At 71.0% G+C, this 17,630-nt stretch carries 12 protein-coding genes; 5 read left to right on the top strand and 7 right to left on the bottom strand.

Features of this window, described 5'->3' with window-relative positions; genetic code table 11:
* Positions 1–233 precede the first annotated feature (233 nt).
* Both ACT4N7_RS27115 and pip read right to left on the bottom strand, forming a co-directional pair.
* Complete coding sequence (locus tag ACT4N7_RS27115) at positions 234–1,388, bottom strand: S1 family peptidase (protein WP_444831700.1); 1,155 nt, start codon at positions 1,386–1,388, stop codon at positions 234–236.
* Between the two features lie 184 nt (positions 1,389–1,572).
* Positions 1,573–2,523, bottom strand: a complete 951-nt coding sequence (gene pip, locus ACT4N7_RS27110) for a prolyl aminopeptidase (protein ID WP_444831699.1) — start codon at positions 2,521–2,523, stop codon at positions 1,573–1,575.
* 33 nt (positions 2,524–2,556) lie between these two features.
* Here pip and ACT4N7_RS27105 point away from each other — a divergent pair, with 33 nt between their 5' ends.
* A complete protein-coding gene (locus ACT4N7_RS27105) occupies positions 2,557–3,492 on the top strand; it encodes a glutathione S-transferase family protein (RefSeq protein WP_444831698.1) in 936 nt (311 codons plus the stop codon).
* A 29-nt stretch (positions 3,493–3,521) separates the two neighbouring features.
* Here the strand turns inward: ACT4N7_RS27105 and panB are convergent, their stop codons facing one another.
* Both panB and ACT4N7_RS27095 read right to left on the bottom strand, forming a co-directional pair.
* Positions 3,522–4,391, bottom strand: coding sequence for a 3-methyl-2-oxobutanoate hydroxymethyltransferase (gene panB, locus ACT4N7_RS27100; RefSeq protein ID WP_444831697.1), 870 nt, complete (start codon positions 4,389–4,391; stop codon positions 3,522–3,524).
* 435 nt (positions 4,392–4,826) lie between these two features.
* Positions 4,827–7,121, bottom strand: a complete 2,295-nt coding sequence (locus tag ACT4N7_RS27095; RefSeq protein ID WP_444831696.1) for an Hsp70 family protein — start codon at positions 7,119–7,121, stop codon at positions 4,827–4,829.
* A 176-nt stretch (positions 7,122–7,297) separates the two neighbouring features.
* On the opposite strand from ACT4N7_RS27095, the gene ACT4N7_RS27090 reads away from it, so the two are divergent.
* Positions 7,298–7,933 carry a hypothetical protein gene (locus ACT4N7_RS27090; protein WP_444831695.1) on the top strand — a complete coding sequence of 212 codons (636 nt, stop codon included), beginning with the start codon at positions 7,298–7,300 and terminating at the stop codon, positions 7,931–7,933.
* A 7-nt stretch (positions 7,934–7,940) separates the two neighbouring features.
* Here the strand turns inward: ACT4N7_RS27090 and ACT4N7_RS27085 are convergent, their stop codons facing one another.
* Positions 7,941–9,665 (bottom strand): NAD+ synthase, encoded by a 1,725-nt coding sequence (locus ACT4N7_RS27085; RefSeq protein WP_444831694.1) that lies wholly within the window; start codon positions 9,663–9,665, stop codon positions 7,941–7,943.
* Between the two features lie 45 nt (positions 9,666–9,710).
* Positions 9,711–12,056 (bottom strand): accessory Sec system translocase SecA2, encoded by a 2,346-nt coding sequence (gene secA2 / locus ACT4N7_RS27080; RefSeq protein ID WP_444831693.1) that lies wholly within the window; start codon positions 12,054–12,056, stop codon positions 9,711–9,713.
* 141 nt (positions 12,057–12,197) lie between these two features.
* Here secA2 and ACT4N7_RS27075 point away from each other — a divergent pair, with 141 nt between their 5' ends.
* From ACT4N7_RS27075 to ACT4N7_RS27065, 3 genes are read left to right on the top strand one after another with little or no spacing between them, the layout of a single operon-like run.
* Positions 12,198–13,736, top strand: coding sequence for an alpha/beta hydrolase (locus ACT4N7_RS27075; protein WP_444831701.1), 1,539 nt, complete (start codon positions 12,198–12,200; stop codon positions 13,734–13,736).
* A 12-nt stretch (positions 13,737–13,748) separates the two neighbouring features.
* Positions 13,749–15,290: an alpha/beta hydrolase gene (locus tag ACT4N7_RS27070; RefSeq protein ID WP_444831692.1), complete on the top strand. Its 1,542-nt coding sequence runs from the start codon at positions 13,749–13,751 to the stop codon at positions 15,288–15,290.
* 56 nt (positions 15,291–15,346) lie between these two features.
* A complete protein-coding gene (locus tag ACT4N7_RS27065; RefSeq protein ID WP_444831691.1) occupies positions 15,347–15,811 on the top strand; it encodes a DUF1203 domain-containing protein in 465 nt (154 codons plus the stop codon).
* A 9-nt stretch (positions 15,812–15,820) separates the two neighbouring features.
* On the opposite strand, the gene ACT4N7_RS27060 is transcribed toward ACT4N7_RS27065, so the two are convergent.
* Positions 15,821–17,314 (bottom strand): Fic family protein, encoded by a 1,494-nt coding sequence (locus ACT4N7_RS27060; protein WP_444831690.1) that lies wholly within the window; start codon positions 17,312–17,314, stop codon positions 15,821–15,823.
* Between the last annotated feature and the right edge of the window lie 316 nt (positions 17,315–17,630).

The following is a 17,630-nucleotide window of genomic DNA, read 5'->3' as shown; positions in this document are numbered from 1 at the left end:
GGTGCGCCCATCGGTCCGCTGGCGACGATGTCGCCCAGTGCCGAGCCGATACTCTGAAACGCCGAAGTCACCGTGTCCCCCAAGTGTCCTGACTCCTGAGCTGCGTAACCGAGGATACGACACCCGTCACAGCCCGTGGCGCCGTTCATCCACATTCGGACTCCACCCTTCGGACGTACGAACGGCGCCCCGCACCCTTGTTCAGGGATGCGGGGCGCCGCCGGATGGATGGGTCAGGTGAGGACGAGGGTCAGGCCGTACCGCGACAGGATCGGTTTCACCGGCTGGAAGAAGGTCGTTCCACCGAAGCTGCAGTTGCCCGAGCCGCCGGAGGTCACGCCCTGGGCCTGGTTGGCGCTGAGCCATGAACCGCCGGAGTCGCCCGGTTCGGCGCAGACGTTGGTGCGGGTGAGGCCGTAGACGGTGCCCTGCGGGTAGTTCACCGTCTGGTTCTTCGCCTGCACGGTGCCGCACCACATGCCGGTGGTGGACCCGGAGCGGCAGATCGAGGCACCCACCGGGACCTCATTGGAGCCGCGAACGTAGTAGTAGTAACCGTTGTAGCCGTACACGTAGCCGTAGAGGTTCACGCCGCCGACCGCGCCGACGTAGGCGTAGTCGTTGCCGGGGAAGCTCGAACCCTGGAAGTAGCCCAGCAGCGCGCCGCCGCCGTCGGTGGCCGACGAGCCGGGGGTGCCGCAGTGGCCCGCGGTGACGAAACCGGTGGTGACGGTGAAGCCGATCGAGCACCGGCCCGCGCCGTTGATGTAGTACGGGTACGCGCCGACGATGTCGGCCAGCGGTTTGGGCGAGTGCGTCTCCTCGACCACGCGCACCGAGCCGTGCATGGCGGTCACGCTGTCCACAAAGGACTTAGCGGCGGCGTCGAGCTTGGTTCGGTTCACCGTCACGACGACGCTGTTCGTGCGGACGTCGACGTACCAGCCGTTGATCGCGGCGGGGGCCTTTTTCCCTGCCAGGGCGTCGATCCGGCTCTTGACACTGTCGAGGGCGGCCGCGCTGTGCGGCACGGTGGCGATCTTGGTGCCGCTGGACCGCAGGGCCGACGCTGTGCCGGAATCCGTGGTCTGGACCACCAGGCTGCCGCTGGTGGCGTCGAACCAGGTGCCCGCGTAGGCGTCGCCGAGCTGCTTGCGTGCCGTCTCCTCGGCGCTGGTGGCCTCGGCTTCCTGGGCGAGGCGGGCCTGCACCTGCTCGGCGGTCAGGTGCAGGTCGCGCTGCATGGCCGCGGACAGGGCGACGGTGACCTTCGGTCCCGTCTCGGGTGTCGCCGGGCGGTCGGCGGCGGCCTGCTGCGCGGCGGGCACCGTGAGCCCGACGGCGAGGAGCAGCGCCCCGGCGAACCGGGTCGCGATTCTGCGATTCATGGTCGATCCCTTCGCAAGCGTGCAGGGTGACGTGATTAAGACGGCTTTCGCGCACGCCGAATGGCCCGCTGGCCGCGGGGTGGGAAAGCTGGGGTTTCGGTGGAAAATCGCCTAACTACAACAGTAGTAGGTTACTTACGGTGGGCGACGAAACGCTACCGCCGGATGGTCCACGGGACTCCGGCTAGCGGGCGAATTCGTCCGTCGCCTCGCGCAGGGTCTCCAGGATGCCCGGGTCCGAGGCGGCGTGGCCCGCGCTGGGCAGGATGGCCAGCCGGGAGTCCGGCCACACCTGGCGCAGCGCCCACGCCGTCGCGGGCGGGCACACGATGTCGTAGCGGCCCTGCACGATCCGGCCCGGGATACCCGCCAACCTGCCCGCGTCGCGCAGGAGCTGGTCGTCTTCGAGCCAGCCCGCGTGGGTGAAGTAGTGCAGCGCGATCCGGGCGAACGGCACCGCGAACCCCGGCGACGCGTACTGCGCCACCAGCCCCGGGTGCGGCAGCAGCGACACCGCCGCGCCCTCCCAGGTGCTCCAGGCGAGCGCGGCCGCGGCCCGAGCGTCCTGGTCCGGCCCGGTGATCAACTCCTGATAGGCCGCCAGCGGGTCGGCGCCGTCGGGCACCAGTGCGCGGAAATCCGCCCACGCCTCGGGGAACAGCGCGCCCGCGCCGCCGCGGTAGAGCCAGTCCAGCTCGCTCGGGCGCAGCAGGAACACCCCGCGCAGGATGATCTCGCTGACCCGCGCCGGGTGCGATTGCGCGTAGGCCAGCGCCAGCGTGCAGCCCCACGATCCGCCGAAGAGCTGCCAGCGATCGATGCGGAGGTGCTCGCGCAGCCGCTCCATGTCGGCGACGAGGTGCCACGTCGTGTTGGCCGACAGGTCCGCGTCCGGGTCGCTCACGTGCGGCGTGCTCCGCCCCGAGCCACGCTGGTCGAACAGCACGATCCGGTACGCCGTCGGGTCGAAGTGCCTGCGCTGCACCGGACTCGTGCCCGCGCCAGGCCCGCCGTGCAGCACCACGACCGGCTTGCCCACCGGGTTTCCGCTGATCTCCCAGTACACCCGGTGGCTCGCGCCGACATCGAGGAAACCGTGCTCGTGCGGCTCGATCGGGGGGTACAGGGCAGCCATGCGCCCATGCTGCACTAAACCTAGGATCGGGAGATGGCGATCGCGCAGTTCGGCAAGGAGACCTCCGGGCGCGGCGAGTTCGTGCGCCAGCCCAACCGGTTCACCGATCGCGTCACCGCGGACGGGTCGTCGGGCAGGCGCCCGGAGCCGGGCCGCTATCGGCTCGTCGTCAGCCTCGCGTGCCCGTGGGCGCACCGCGCGGTCATCGTCCGCAGGCTCCTCGGTCTGGTGGACGTAATCTCGCTCGGCGTCGTCGACCCCCTCCGCGACGACACCGGTTGGCGGTTCACCCTCGACCCCGACGGCCGCGATCCCGTGCTGGGCATAGGTTTCCTGTCCGAGGCGTACCTCGGCACCGACCCGGACTACCGGGGTCGCGTCACCGTGCCCGCGCTTGTCGACACCCATACCGGCCACGTCGTCACCAACGACTACCCGCGAATCACCCTCGACCTGAGCACCGAATGGCGCGAATTCCACGCCCCCGGCGCGCCGGACCTCTACCCGCCACACCTGCGCCCGGAGATCGACGCCGCCATCGAGCCGATCTTCCACCACGTCAACAACGGCGTCTACCGGGCCGGGTTCGCCACCACGCAGGCGGCCTATGAGGACGCGTTCCGGGCACTGTTCGCCGAATTGGACCGACTGTCCGCCCGCCTGGAGACCACCCGTTATCTGGTCGGCGACCGGATCACCGAGGTCGACATCCGCCTCTTCACCACCCTGGTCCGTTTCGACGCGGTTTATCACGGCCATTTCAAATGCAACCGGCACAAACTCGCCGAGCTACCGGTGCTGTGGGCGTACGCGCGCGACCTGTTCCAGACCCCCGGCTTCGGCGACACGGTTGATTTCGACCACATCAAACGGCACTACTACGGCACCCACCATCAGATAAACCCGACCGGAATCGTCGCATTCGGACCCGACCCGGACGCCTGGCGCACGCCGCACGGCCGCGCCTGAGCGAGGCGCGGCCGTGCGGTAACCCGATTTCAGTGGAAGGCGTGTTCCGGGGCCGGGAATTCGCGGCCCCGGACATCGGCGGCGAATTGTTCCGCCGCACCGAGCAGGACGCTCGCCATATCGGCGTAGCGCTTGACAAAGCGCGGTGCCTTGGCGCGGCGCATGCCTGCCATGTCCTGCCACACCAGCACCTGCGCGTCGCAGTCCGGGCCCGCGCCGATGCCGACCGTGGGGATCCGCAGCTCGTGCGTGACCCGCTTGGCCACCTCCGCGGGCACCATCTCCATGACCACCGCGAACGCGCCCGCGTCCTGCAGGGCCAGCGCGTCGGCGACGATGTCGTCGCCCGCGTCGCCGCGGCCCTGGACTCGGTAGCCGCCCAGGTTGTGTTCGCTCTGCGGGGTGAAGCCGATGTGGCCCATGACCGGGATGCCCGCGTTGGTGATCGCCTGGACGTGCGGCGCGAACGTCTTGCCGCCCTCCAGCTTCACCGCGTGCGCGCGGCCCTCCTTCATGAACCGCACCGCTGTGCCCAGTGCCTGCTCGGGGGAGAGCTGGTAGGAGCCGAACGGCAGGTCGGCGAGCACCAGTGACCGCTTTACGGACCGGGCCACTGCCGCGACCAGCGGAATCAGTTCGTCCACGGTGACCGGCAGCGAGGTCTCGTAGCCGTAGACGTTGTTGGCGGCGGAATCGCCGACGAGCAGCACCGGGATACCCGCCTCGTCGAAGAGTTCGGCGGTGTACATGTCGTAGGCGGTGAGCATGGGCCACGGCTCGCCGCGGTCCTTGAGCTGCTGCAGGTGGTGGATGCGGACTCGCTTCGCAGGCTGCTGGCCTTGCGTGGCGGCACCCGTGCCGTAGGGGGCGGCAACTTCGGAATTCGGCTCAGGGGACATCGCTGTCGACCGTCCTTCCCTCGAAGCCCGCATCGTCGCGGGTCTCCGGGTATGTGCGGATGGCTTACCCGCAAAGCGTGACACCGCACCCACCCCACGGCGACCCGCGTGCGACGAGGCTCACACGAGACCGGCGCGACAGCCGAAACACCCTCCGGGCTCGGGTAGACAAGTGGTCGTGCGCAGCGACTGGGGAAGCGGGCTGGAACGCCTGCGGGTCCGGCTCGCCGAGCGGGTGTCCGCGCGGCTGTTCACCGAGGTCACCGCCCGTCCACTGACCAAACCGGACCGCGACCGGGTTGCGGGCAGGTTGGGCGGACGCCGCGTGTGGGGATTGTGCTTACCGCCGACTACACGCCGGCTACGCCGTGGTCGACGGCATCCGCGCGCGGGTGCGCTGACGCGCGGGGCCGAAGTCGACTGTCGGCACCACGGTCACGGTAGTCGCCAGACGACCGGCCGTTCGGTCTTCTGGTCGAACACGGTGGCGTACCGCAGCACCGTCCCGGTCGGCACCACGGCGAACAGGCAGAGCGTGGCCTCGCCGTCGATCGTGGCGCTCGCGCCGCCGATCGTCTCGGTCACGCAGCCGTGTCCGGCGACCATGAGGTACCAGCGCACCGACTGCCCGCGGTCGTCCCCGAGCCCGACAGCCTCGGCCACGTCGCGCAGCCGGACCGGTCCCATCGTGCGCACCGCGACCCGCAGCAGCAGCCCCTTGCTGCCGCCGAGCCGCATCGGCGCGGCGTCGAAGTACGCCGACGGCGTCCCCACCAGGTCGACCGGCGCGACGCGAACCTCGGTGCCGCGGACGGTGAGCGCGCGCGGGGTGCCGAGCGGGTACACCTGCCCCACTGGACGGGCGTCACCCGTGGTGCGGGCGCCGGTTACCGGGACCAGCGCCCCCGCCTGCGGCTCGTTCGGCCGCACGGGGTGCGTGCTGGCCAGCGCCACCGCGGCGATCGGGACCGTCTTGCGGATCAGGAACCCGAAGCACTGGCGCAGCGTGGAACCGGGCTGCGCGAGGGCGGGCTGCTGAAGCGGGCAGTCGGCGGGCAGGGTGGCGTCCGAGGCCCAGCCGATCATCAGGCCGCGGTCGTCCACCAGGAACACGTTGTTGGTGAAGTACGGCGCCTCGCCGCCGTCGGCCAGCGTGATCGTGGTGTCGACCAACACCCAGCGCAGGGTGTCGGCCACGATGTTGTTGCCCAGCCCGCGGAACCGGTCGTCGGCGTTGTCGGTGAACGAGTTGACCGTCCAGGTCACCTTCTTGCCGCCGAGCACCAGTTCGACCGGCGCGCCGATGGCCGCCCTGGTCAGCCCGTCGGTGCTGGTCCCGGCGGTGGCGATCTCCTCGCCCCGGGGCGGTGGGGGCAGCCGCAGCGCCTCGGCGGCGGGGTCGGCCGAGGCCGTCCCCGGCGCCGACCGCGCGTCGATCGCGAACCCGGTGCCGACCGTGGCCACGAGCAGCACCGCCGCCGCGGCCAGGGCCAGCAGCGGCCCGCGGTCACGCGTCGGGGACGGCGCGGCGGGCGCCAGCTGGTCCGGTTGCCTGTGGGACAGCACAGGGGGTGCGGGTTGGTTCGGCTGCCCTTGGGACGGCGCGGTGGGTGCGGGTTGGCTCGGTTGCTGGGGGGACAGCACAGGGGATGCGGGCGCCGGCTGCCGCTGGGACAGCAGGGTGCTCGCGCCGAGGGCGACCACCGCCTCCGGCTGGTCGTCGAGCCGCGCCTTGCCCGGTGCCATGCCCGCCAGCAGGTGCCCGATCAGCGGGACTCGGCTCGACCCGCCGACAAGCTGCACCGCGGCCAGGTCCGCGAGCCGCCTGCCGCTGCGCCGGACCGTGTCGTCGAGCAGCCCGACCGCGCGGATGATGTCGGCGGAGACCAGCCCGGTGAACTCCTCCCGGGTGATCAGCAGGTCGGGCAGGCCGTGCGGCAGCGCGATCTCGGCCTGTGGGTGCCGGGACAGCAGTTCCTTGGCGTTGCGGACATCTTCGTGGAACCTGATCAGCTCGACCGTGCCCGCGCCGAGCCGCTCGGCGAGCCCGGGCACCGTCCGCTCGGCGTGCTCGACCAGGAGCTGATCGAGGTCGCGGCCGCCGAGATCGGGCAGGCCCGCGCACGCCAGCACGGTGAGCCCGCCGGGGTCGCGCCGCACGACGGCGGTGTCGCAGGTGCCGCCGCCGAAGTCGAGCACCGCGACCGACTGTCCGTCGGCGAGGGCGTCGTGCCTGCTGAACCACGCGGCCGCGGCGACCGGCTCGGGCACCGCGGACACCCGGGGCGCGAGGCCCCGCGCGGCGGCCAGCAGCGTGCCGAGGCGGTTCGCGCCCCAGTCCGCGGGGTGGGTGAGCACGAGATGCTGGACCGTGCCGGGCGCGGCCCGGCAGGCATGGGCGACCAGCTCGGCCAGCACCGCCCGCACGGCCGCGGCCACCGGCACCACGGTGTCGCCGAGCAGGATCTCGCCGTCGTCTATGCGGGCCTTCGGGTTCGGCTCCAGCCGGGCTGGCTCGGCCGCGCCGAGCCGGAGCGCGTCGCGGCCGGTGATCAGCCTGCCGTCGCGCTCGGCGAACACCGCGGACGGCTGCCACGGCGCGCCGTCGACGGTCACCAGCTCGCCGTCGCGGCCCGGCCAGGACACGACCGCGACGCTGTGCGACGTGCCGAAGTCGATGGCGACGGTGACCATGGACCGCAAACCCCCCGAACGCTCGGTGAACAGCACCGTTGACTCCACGTCATGGAACCAGGTTCCGGCCGCCCGCGTCGGCTGAGGTCCGCGTTCCGGGCCCGCATCGTTCGTGCAGCGGTGTTGTCCAAGTGTGCAGCCGCGGCCAACGGCACCGGCGGCCGGTCGTCCATTCCAGCGATCAGGTTCCACACGGACAAGGAGCACAGTTGATGAACCGCAGTCGCCGCGCCGGTGCGGGCCTCGTGGCCGCCCTGGCGGTCTTCGGTCTGGCCGGATGCGCGGAGCTGGCCGCCTCAGGCGGACCGGCGAACCCCACCAGCACGCCACCCGCGAGTCCGGCCCAGTCGGAGTCCGCGAAGCCCAGCACCGCGGCGAAGCCCAAGCCGAACCCGAAGCCCGCGGACACCGCCGCGCGGAAGTGCCGGGCGGGGGACGTCCAGGCCAAGGTCACCCAGGGCGAGAGCACCGAGCAATTCCGCTACTACACCACCATCGTCGTCGAACCGGTCGGGTCGACGCCCTGCACGTTGGTGGGGGCGAGTGAACTCGCCCTGTTCACCTTCGGCGATGACCCGATCGAGTTCAACCAGGTCGGCGACAGTGACGGCGCGCCCTATCCGGCCTTCACACTGACCGCCGACGCTCCCGGAGTCATGTCGATCGAATACCAGAGCGCGTCAGCCGAGGGCGAGTTGCCCGGCGACTGCCATGCCGAGGTGGGCTTCGTCAAGGTCCAACTGCCAGGGGACACCGACTGGGTGGACGTGGTCCCCGGCGGTGACGACGCGCCGCTGGCACCCGTGTGCAGTGCGGTGGAGACCTCGCCCTGGTTCACCCCGGGCTGACCGTCGGCTAGCGGCCGCCTTCCCGCCACGCATTGGTGATGGGGAGGCGGCGGTCGCGGCCGAACGCCTTGAAGCTGATCTTGGTGCCCGGCGGGTACTGGCGCCGCTTGTACTCCGCGCGGTCCACCATCCGCAGCACGCGGTCGATCAGCTCCGGGGCGAACCCGGCCGCGACCAGGTCGTCGTAGCCGCGGTCGCCCTCGACGTAGTCGTCAAGGACGGCGTCGAGGAGTTCGTAGTCCGGCAGTGAGTCGCTGTCCAGCTGACCCGGGCGCAACTCGGCCGATGGCGGCTTCTCGATGGAGTTCTCCGGGATCGGCGGCACCTCGCCGCGCTTCTCGGCCTCGGCGTTGCGCCAGCGGGCCAGCTCCCAGACCAGCGTCTTGGGCACGTCCTTGATCGGCGCGAACCCGCCCACCGCGTCGCCGTAGATAGTCGAGTAGCCGACAGCCAGCTCTGTCTTGTTGCCGGTGGCCAGGACCAGGTGTCCGTGCTGGTTGGACAGGCCCATCAGCGTGACGCCCCGGCAGCGCGCCTGGACGTTCTCCTCGGCCAGCCCGGTCAGCCCGAGTTGGCGCACGAACACCTCGACCAGGTCCGCGATCGGCTGCTCCGCGTAGTGCAGCCCGGTTCGCTCGGCCAGGTCGGCGGCGTCGGAGCGGGAGTGCGCCGACGAGTACACCGACGGCATCGACACCCCGTACACCGCGTCCGCCCCCAGCGCGTCGACCGACAGCGCCGCGCACACCGCCGAGTCGATGCCGCCCGACAGGCCGAGCACCACCGAGCGGAACCCGTTCTTCTGCGCGTAGTCCCGCAGGCCCGTGACCAGCGCCGACCACACCTCGGCGGCCTCCGGCAGCGGCTCGGCGACCGTGGGGCAGACCGCGGGCTCGTACCCGGCCACGAGTGCCGTGGACACCACGACGCGCCGTACCGCGAAGTCGTCGGCCACCTCGACGTCCATCCGCGCCGCGCCGCCGGGCAGGTCCAGGTCGACCAGCATCAGGTGCTCGACGAACTGCGGCGCCCGCGCCAGCAGCGTCCCGTCGGTGGCCACGACCATCGAGTCGCCGTCGAACACCAGGTCGTCCTGGCCGCCGACCTGGTTGACGTACACCAGCGGCGCCCCGGCCTCGCGGGCCCGCCGGGCGACCAGCGGCAGCCGGGCGTCGTCCTTGGCGCGCTCGTAGGGCGAGGCGTTCGGCGCGACCACCAGGTCGACCCCGGCCCGGCCGAGTGCCGCGATCGGGCCGCCCTCCTGCCAGATGTCCTCGCAGATGACCATGCCGATCTCCAGGCCGTGCACCCGCACGATGTCCAGCGTGGTGCCCGCCTTGAAGTAGCGCCGCTCGTCGAAGACGCCGTAGTTGGGCAGGTGGTGCTTGAACTGCCGGGCCACCACCGCCCCGCCGTGCAGCACCGCGGCCGCGTTGCGGGGGCCGACCTCGTCCAGGTCGAGGTACCCCGCCCACACCGGCACCTCGCCGCAGCCGGCCTCGCCGAGCCGCGCCGCCAGCGCGTCCAGCGCGGCGCGCGACGCGTGCCCGAACGAGCCGCGCATGGCCAAGTCCTCTACCGGGTAGCCGGTGAGCACCATCTCCGGGAAGACAACCAGGTTCGCCCCGGCCTCCACGGCCTTGCGGGTCCACTCGACGACCGTGTCGGCGTTGCCCGCGAGGTCGCCCACGGTGGGGTTGACCTGGGCGAGGGCGATGCGTAGCTGGGGCATGTCGACATCCTCCACCATGTTTTCGCCCCGCAGGCGAAAATGTGACTAGGCCTTCGCCGCCTTCACCTTGCGGATCGCCGCCCGGACCCGCTGCAACGCCTGCTCGGCGTCGGAGTCGAACGGGTTGTCGTGCACCAGATAGGTCCAGGTCGACGTCGGCCGACGCAGCCCGACCGCGTCCAGGTCGAGCCCGTCGTCGGTGATCTCCGCGGTCTCCATCGTCTCGACCGCCTGCTCGGCGACCTCCTTGAGGATGCCCTTGAACTCGCCGATCGCCGCCCGGTGGAACTCGTCGATCGGCGTCTCGCGGGCCAGCGCGCGCAGGTGAATGGTCTCGCGCACGTCGGAGAGGAACGCCAGGTGCCGCGCCCAGCGCTGGTCGAGGTGGAACAGCATGACCTGCCGGGCGACGCGCTTGAGCACCTCCTCGTCCACCTCCTCGGCCAGCTTCAGCCAGCGCCCGGGGCTGCGTTCGGAGAGCTGCTCGGCGGCCAGGTCGTTGCGCAGCACGTCGTCGCGGAAGGCCAGGACCAGCCCGCGCTGGTGCTCGATGAGCCGGGTGTAGCGCCAGGTGTTGCGGTGGATGTCCAGGTGCACGCCCTCGGCGACGCGCTGGGCGTGGTCGAGGAAACGCTGCGCGGTGACGTCGTCGTACCGGCCGTCGTCGTCCGGGTCGGACGCGGCCCCGGCGTCCGGCGCGTACTGGGCCACCAGCTCGTCGGCCAGGCTCGCGAACACCACCGACCCGCCCGGGTCGCCCTGGCGGCCCGACCGGCCGCGGAGCTGGTTGTCGAGCCTGCTGCTGGCGTAGTGGCCGGTGCCGATCACGTACAGCCCGCCCAGCTCGGCCACCTTGTCGTGGGCGGCATCGTCGCCGCCCGTGCCGCCGAGCCGGATGTCGGTGCCCCGCCCGGCCATCTGGGTGGACACGGTGACCGCGCCGAACTCGCCCGCGTTGGCCACGATGGCCGCCTCCTGGGCGTCGTTCTTGGCGTTGAGCACCACGCTCACCACGCCCGCCTTGATCAGCCGGTCGGCGATCCGCTCGGACTCGGCCACGTCGAGCGTGCCGACCAGGATCGGCCGCCCCAGCTCGTGCCGCGCGACGATCTCGGCGACCAGCGCCTTCTCCTTCGCCTCGACCGTGTCGTAGATCCGGTCGGGCTCGTCCTCGCGCACGCACGGCTTGTTCGGCGGGATCACCGACACCTTGAGCTCGTAGAACTCGCGCAGCTGCTCGGCGACCGCCGTCGCGGTGCCCGTCATGCCGCAGACCCGCTGGTAGCGGCCGATGAGGCCCTGCACGGAGATCGAGTCCAGCACCTCGCCGCTCTCGGTCGGGTCCAGCCGCTCCTTGGCCTCGACCGCGGCCTGCAGCCCGTCCGGCCAGCGCTGCAGCAGCGCGATCCGGCCGCGCGAGGTGTTGATCAGGTGGACCTTGCCGTCGCGCACGATGTAGTCGACGTCGCGCTGGAGCAGGGCGTGCGCGTGCAGCGCGGCGTTGACCGCGGCCAGCCGGTCGCTGTGGTCGCCGGAGTACAGGTCGATGTCGCCGAGCGCCGTTTCCACGACCTTCGCGCCGCGGCTGGTGAGCCAGGCGTTGCGGTTGTCCTCGTCGCGCTCGTAGTGCTGCCCGGGGCGCAGCGCGCGGACGATCGCGGCGACCTCGGGGTCGCCCTGCGCGTCGTCGGTCGAGCCCGCCATCACCAGCGGCACCTTGGCCTCGTCGACCAGCACCGAGTCGGCTTCGTCGACCAGCGCCACGTCGGGCTCCCGGTGCACCAGCTCGGCCTCGTCGGTACACAGCCGGTCGCGCAGCACGTCGAAGCCGATCTCGCTGACCGCGCCGTAGGTGACGTCCCTGCCGTACGCCTCGCGCCGGGCCTCGGGCGTCGACTCCTGGTCGACCCAGCCCACCGACACCCCCAGCAGCGCGTACACCGGGCCCATCCATTCGGCGTCGCGGCGCGCGAGGTAGTCGTTGACCGACATGACGTGCACGGACCGACCCTGGATGGCGTACCCGGCGGCCGCCAGCGCGCCCGCGAGCGTCTTGCCCTCGCCGGTGCCCATCTCCACGACCCGCCCGTGCAGCAGCTCCATGGCGCCGACGAGCTGCATGTCGTAGGGCCGTTCGGACAGCGTCCGGTTCGCCGCCTCGCGGCCGAGCGCGCACAGCTCGACCATGCCCTGGGAGTCGAGCCCCTTCGCGGCCTTCTCCCGCAACGCGGCGGCGGCCTCGGTCAGCTCCGCGTCGGAGAGCTTGGCGGCCTTCTCCTCGCGCCATTCGATCGAGGTCAGCACCTCGCCGTACTTCTTGAGGTCGACGGTCGACGGCCGTTCCAGCAGACGTTGGAACCCGCCCTTGACCCGTGTCAGAAACGCAACCACGTCTCCGGCCACCTCTCCCTCGTCCGTCAGTGCCGCAATTCTCGACCCTGCCACCTAACGGTGGAGTACGGCGGGTGAGTTCCCCATCCGGGTGGCAGGATCGGTTCGGTGCGGAAGTCCACCCGGGTTGCCTGTGTCCTCATGCTGCTCGTGGTCAGCGCGGCCTGCACAGCCACCCCGGCACCGGTGCCCAGATCCGAGCGCAACGGCCCGGCGGGCCCCGTGCCCGGCGGCCTCGACCGGTTCTACGGCCAAGCCCTGACCTGGGAAGACTGCGCGGGCTACGCCAAGAACGAGGCAGACGGCGGCACTCTGCGCACCAAGGGCGCCCAGTGCACCCGGCTCACCGTGCCGCTGGACTACGCCAAGCCCGACGGCGACACCATCACCATCGGCGTCCTGCGCAAGCCCGCGACGAAACCCGACGCCCGGATCGGCTCGCTCGTCATCAACCCGGGCGGTCCCGGCGCGGCGGGCCTGGCCACGGCCGCGCGCCTGGCGAACGTCGGCACCCTCGGCGAGCGGTTCGACTTCGTCGGCTTCGACCCGCGCGGCGTCGGCTCCAGCGAGCCGACCGTGCGCTGCCTGACCGACGCCGAACGCGACGCCGAGCGCGCCGACGACGACGAGTTGGACACCTCGGCGGCGGGCGTCGCGAAGGTCGAGGCCGACCAGCGCGCCTACGCCGCCAAGTGCGCCGAGCGCTCGGGCAAGGGCGCCGCGCTGCTGGCCAACATCGGCACCCGCGACGTGGCCCGCGACATCGACGTGCTGCGCTCCGCGCTCGGCGACGACAAGCTCAACTACCTCGGCTACTCCTACGGCACCCGGATCGGCACCGTGTACGCCGAGACGTTCCCTGGCAACGTGCGCGCCATGGTTCTCGACGGCGCGCTGGACCCCGACCAGGACGCCGTGGCGGAGTTGGTGGCCCAGGCGGAGGGCTTCCAGCAGGCGTTCGACGACTTCGTGGCGTGGTGCGTCCAGCGCCAGGACTGCGCGCTCGGCCGTGCCGCGGACCGCGCGCTCGCCGCGTTCCACGAACTGGTCCGCCCGCTGGGCACCCGCCCGATCGAGACCGGCGACGGCAGGCGACTGTCCTATTCGGACGCCAGCACCGGCGTCATCCAGGCGCTGTACTCCGAGCAGCTCTGGGAGCCGCTGAACACCGGCCTCAACGAGCTGCGGCAGAACCGGGCCCGCACCCTGATGCTGCTCGCCGACGCCTACCTCGAACGCGGTCAGGACGGCCGGTACTCCACCACCCAGGACGCCTTCACCGCCGTGCGCTGCGTGGACGACCCCCGCGTCACCGACAAGGCCGTCGTGCTGGACGTGCAGCGCCGCTACAAGGCCGCCGCGCCCTTCCTCGACGACGGCGAGCCCGCGACCGCCGCGCTGGACGCCTGCGCGTTCTGGCCGGTCCCCAACACCGGCAGGCCGCACGTGCCCGCGGTCCAGGGCCTCCCGCCGGTCCTGGTGATCTCCACGACCGGCGACCCCGCCACCCCGTACGACGCGGGCGTCGAGCTGGCCAAGGCCCTCGGCGGCAGGCTGCTCACCTACGAGGCCACCCAGCACACGGTGTTCCTGCAGGGCGTCAGGTGCGTCGATCAGGCGGGCGGCGCGTACCTGACCGAGCTGACGCTTCCCCCGGACGGCACCCGCTGTCCCGGCTGACACACTGATCACGTGCTCCGACGTCGGCTGATGCTCGTGTCCGTGGTGGCCGCGCTGAGCGCGTGCACCGTACAGGTCCCCGGCACACCGGTCGGCGGGGACACCGAACGGCTCGGCCCCAGGGGCCCGGTGCCCGCGGGCCTCGACCGGTTCTACGCCCAACCGCTCACCTGGCGCGACTGCCGCCCGCTCGCCCACGACGACGAGAGCCGCGACACCTTCACCGAGCGCGGCGTGCGCTGCGCCCTGCTGACGGTGCCGCTGAACTACGCCAAGCCCGACGGCCGCACCATCACCATCGGCGTGCTCCGCAAGCCCGCCGGGGGCACCCGCGTCGGTGCCCTGGTGCTCAACCCGGGCGGCCCCGGCGTGTCCGGCATGACGGCCGCGGTGTCGATCGGCGCGCGGACCGGGCGCACCGAGCTGGGTGAGAAGTTCGACCTGATCGGGTTCGACCCGCGCGGCATCGGGGTGAGCGAGCCGCGCCTGCGCTGCCTCACCGCCGCCGAGATGGACGCCGAACGGCTCGAACCCGACGAGGACACCGTCGCCGAGGTGGAGGCCGAGAACCAGGACTTCGCCGCGAAGTGCGCCGCGCGCAGCGGCGGGCCCGAGGTGCTGGCCAACGTCGGCACCCGCGACGTGGTGCGCGACATGGACGTCCTGCGCTCGGCGCTCGGCGAGGAGAAGCTGACCTACCTCGGCTACTCCTACGGCACCCGGATCGGCACGGCCTACGCGGAGGCGTTCCCCGGCAACGTCCGCGCCATGGTCCTCGACGGCGCGGTCGATCCGCTGCAGGACCCGGTGCAGCAGGCCATCGGCCAGTCCCAGGGCTTCGACAAGGCCCTCGACGCCTACCTCGCGTCGTGCGCGGGAACCTGTGCGGTGGCGCGGGAAGACGACCTGCGGTCGCTCATCAAGCGCCTGGAGGACGCCCCGCTGCCGGTCGGCGCCCGCAAGCTGTCCGCGTCCGACGCGACCACCGGCATCGCAGCCGCGCTGTACTCCGACGATGTGTGGCCGGTGCTGACCCAGGCGCTCGCCGACCTCGCGGACGGCGACGGCGCCCTGATGCTGAGCCTCGCCGACGCCTACCTCGGCCGCGGCCAGGACGGCGCGTACTCCGGCACGATCGACGCGCTGGTCGCCGTGCGGTGCGTGGACGACACCCGGATCACCGACCGCGCCGTGCTGGCCGAGGTCACCCGGCAGGTCGCCGAGGCCACCAAGGACTCGTTCCTGGCCGACACCGATCCGCCGCTGCCCGCACTGGACACCTGCGCGTTCTGGCCCGTCCCCAACACCAGCGCGCCACACCAGCCCGCGGTGTCCGGTGTGCCGCAACTGCTTGTCGTGTCCACCACTGGCGACCCGGCCACCCCGTACGAGGCGGGAGTGAACCTGGCGAAGGCCCTCGGCGCCCGCCTGCTCACCTACCAGGCCACCCAGCACACCGCCTTCCTCCAGGGCGACGATTGCGTGGACGAACCGGGCATCCGCTACCTGGTCGACCTGCGGCTGCCGCCCGCCGACCTGACCTGCGCGGGCTGAACGCGAGGTCCGATTCCCGCCGGCACTCCCGCTGGCTCGCTCGCATGATTGCCGGTATGCCCACCTACTTCGGCTTGGCCACCAACCAGCTCGACGAGTTCTGGACGACCAAACTCGACCACCTCGGCCTGCCCATGGACCCGTTCACCGACGATACAGGCGGTTGGCCGCTGCGCTGCTGCCTGCGCGACTCGCCCCCCGGCGACGAGGTGGCGATCGTGGCCTGGTCCCCCTTCCCGTGGCGCGGCGCGTACGCGGAGACCGGCCCGATAGTCGTGCACGCGACCCCATGCGACCCCGCCCCGCGCGACGCGCTGCCCGCGCAGTTCCGCGGCCGCCGCCAGATCCTGCGGCCCTACGGCCCCGACCACCGCATCGCCTACGACCACACCCGCCTGGTAGAGCCCGACGACGACCTCGACGCCGCCATCGCCGAACTGCTCGCCGTCGACGAGATCACCTTCATCCACGCCAGGAACGTGCTCAGCGGCTGCTACAGCTTCACCGTCGAACGCCGCTGACCCACGCGGTCAGCTAAGCCCATTCGAGAACCTGTCAAGCGCGACCACCAGACTGTCGTCCAGTAGTTCCTCAACCCGCTCCCACTGCGTTTCCAGCGAATCGACATAAGTCCACGTGACGCTCTCCGTGGGACTTGAGACGGCAATCTGCTCGGCGGTGTCACGGCCATCTTCGCCGGTTTTCTCGACAACCTCGGCATATACCGTGAGGGTCAGCACGCCTGATTCGCCGTGGCCCACTTTCTGGAGGAATACGAGGTACCGGAGTCGTTGCCCCAGAACGTCGAGCCGCAGTTGGGACCACCACACGCCATCGGTGAGGTTGACGTAGAAGTCGACACTGCGGGCGGTGGTGACGACCTGGCGTCGCCACCACCGCGCCTTGTCGTCGGGCGGGCCGACTGAAGTGGTCAGGGCCGATGCAGACGGGTCGATCGCGCGATAGCGCTCTTGTACGTGGTCGCCGAATGCGGACAGCCACGAGCCGATTCGCCCGTGGATACTGTTCGCCAGCGACTCGATTCGCGCGCGCCGGTCTCCCGCCCCCTTTTCGTTGCGGAGGTTCCGCAGGCGGTCTATGTGTGCATCGAGAACAGCCAGCGCGCCGCCTGAGCCAGCGCCGCCGCGCTCCACCGCGGGGCGCTCCAGTTCACTGCGCAGCGCGACGATCTCCAGTTCGGCGAAGAACCGCACGAGCGGCCGGAGATCTCCCGCGTTGGCACGATCGAGGCACTCGATGTACCGGTCCCGTTCGCGCCGATCGACCACCAGTGGCGCGAGATTGGCGGACAGCAACGTCAGCAGGGTCAGACCTCGTGCGACGCGGCCGTTGCCGTCTTGAAACGGGTGGATTCGAACGAACCGGTGGTGCAGCCAGGCCGACCGCACGACCGGGTCCTCATCACCCATCTCGTTGTACAATTCGACCAAGCGATCCATCTGCGGCTGAACCTGATCGGCAGGCGTGTATTCCAGCTTCGATCCATCCGGGCGAGTGACGTGGTTCGACTGCTGCTTCCATTCACCGTGGAGCAGCGTGGCCTCGAACCGCATTCCGTTCGGTCCCGTCGCCGTGTAGGTCCGCTGTGTCCTGGTGAAGGCATGGTGTAGCTGCTTGATCAGTGAGGTGGTCAGTCGGGTCTTGTCCCTGGCAACCTCTGACAAGAACTGGAGGGCGTCATACTGGGAGTTGATGGTCTGCAGTACATCCTCGCCGAGAGCGCCGGAGTTCGCGCGCGCGACCGCTTCCGCGGTGATTCCTTCAGCGACCAATGCTTCCGTGACACCCCAATCGACGTCGTAGAGGCGTTCGATGATGCCAGTCTCGATAGCGTGCCTGCGCAGGCCCCGTCGACGCGACTCACGAAAAGACTCCGTGTTGTGGGACACCACGGTTTCCCACGCTGCCTTGAGCGACGCCACCGAGTCGAGGACGGACCGCACGTCACCATTGACGTGCGGAAGCGGTTCCACCTCAACCCACTCGCTGTCGGGCATGTCCATAACACAGAGAATAGGGCAGAGACAGGCGGACTCGGGCAATGCACTGCCGAAACCGTTCGACGGTGTCCATGTGCACGTGCGAACGGAGAAGAGCCGGGCAGGCGAGCGGCCCGGTGTCCGCTTGCCGAGTGCGCGCCCGCGCCTACCTGCGCTTCCTCCCGCTCGTCGGCGCGGCGCCAAGCGACCCTGAGTGGGCATTTTGAAACTCGGGGCTGGTCACGGATGTGGATCTTCGGGCGTGTGGTGGCCCTGAACGGGGCGAGCTCCTGGTAGATGGGTGGTTATCGACGCCATTCCATCTGCCAGGAGCTCGCGT

Source organism: Actinokineospora sp., from assembly GCF_052390155.1.
In the GTDB taxonomy this organism is placed as follows: Bacteria; Actinomycetota; Actinomycetes; order Mycobacteriales; family Pseudonocardiaceae; genus Actinokineospora.
This window is presented reverse-complemented; position numbering and strand designations above follow the sequence as displayed.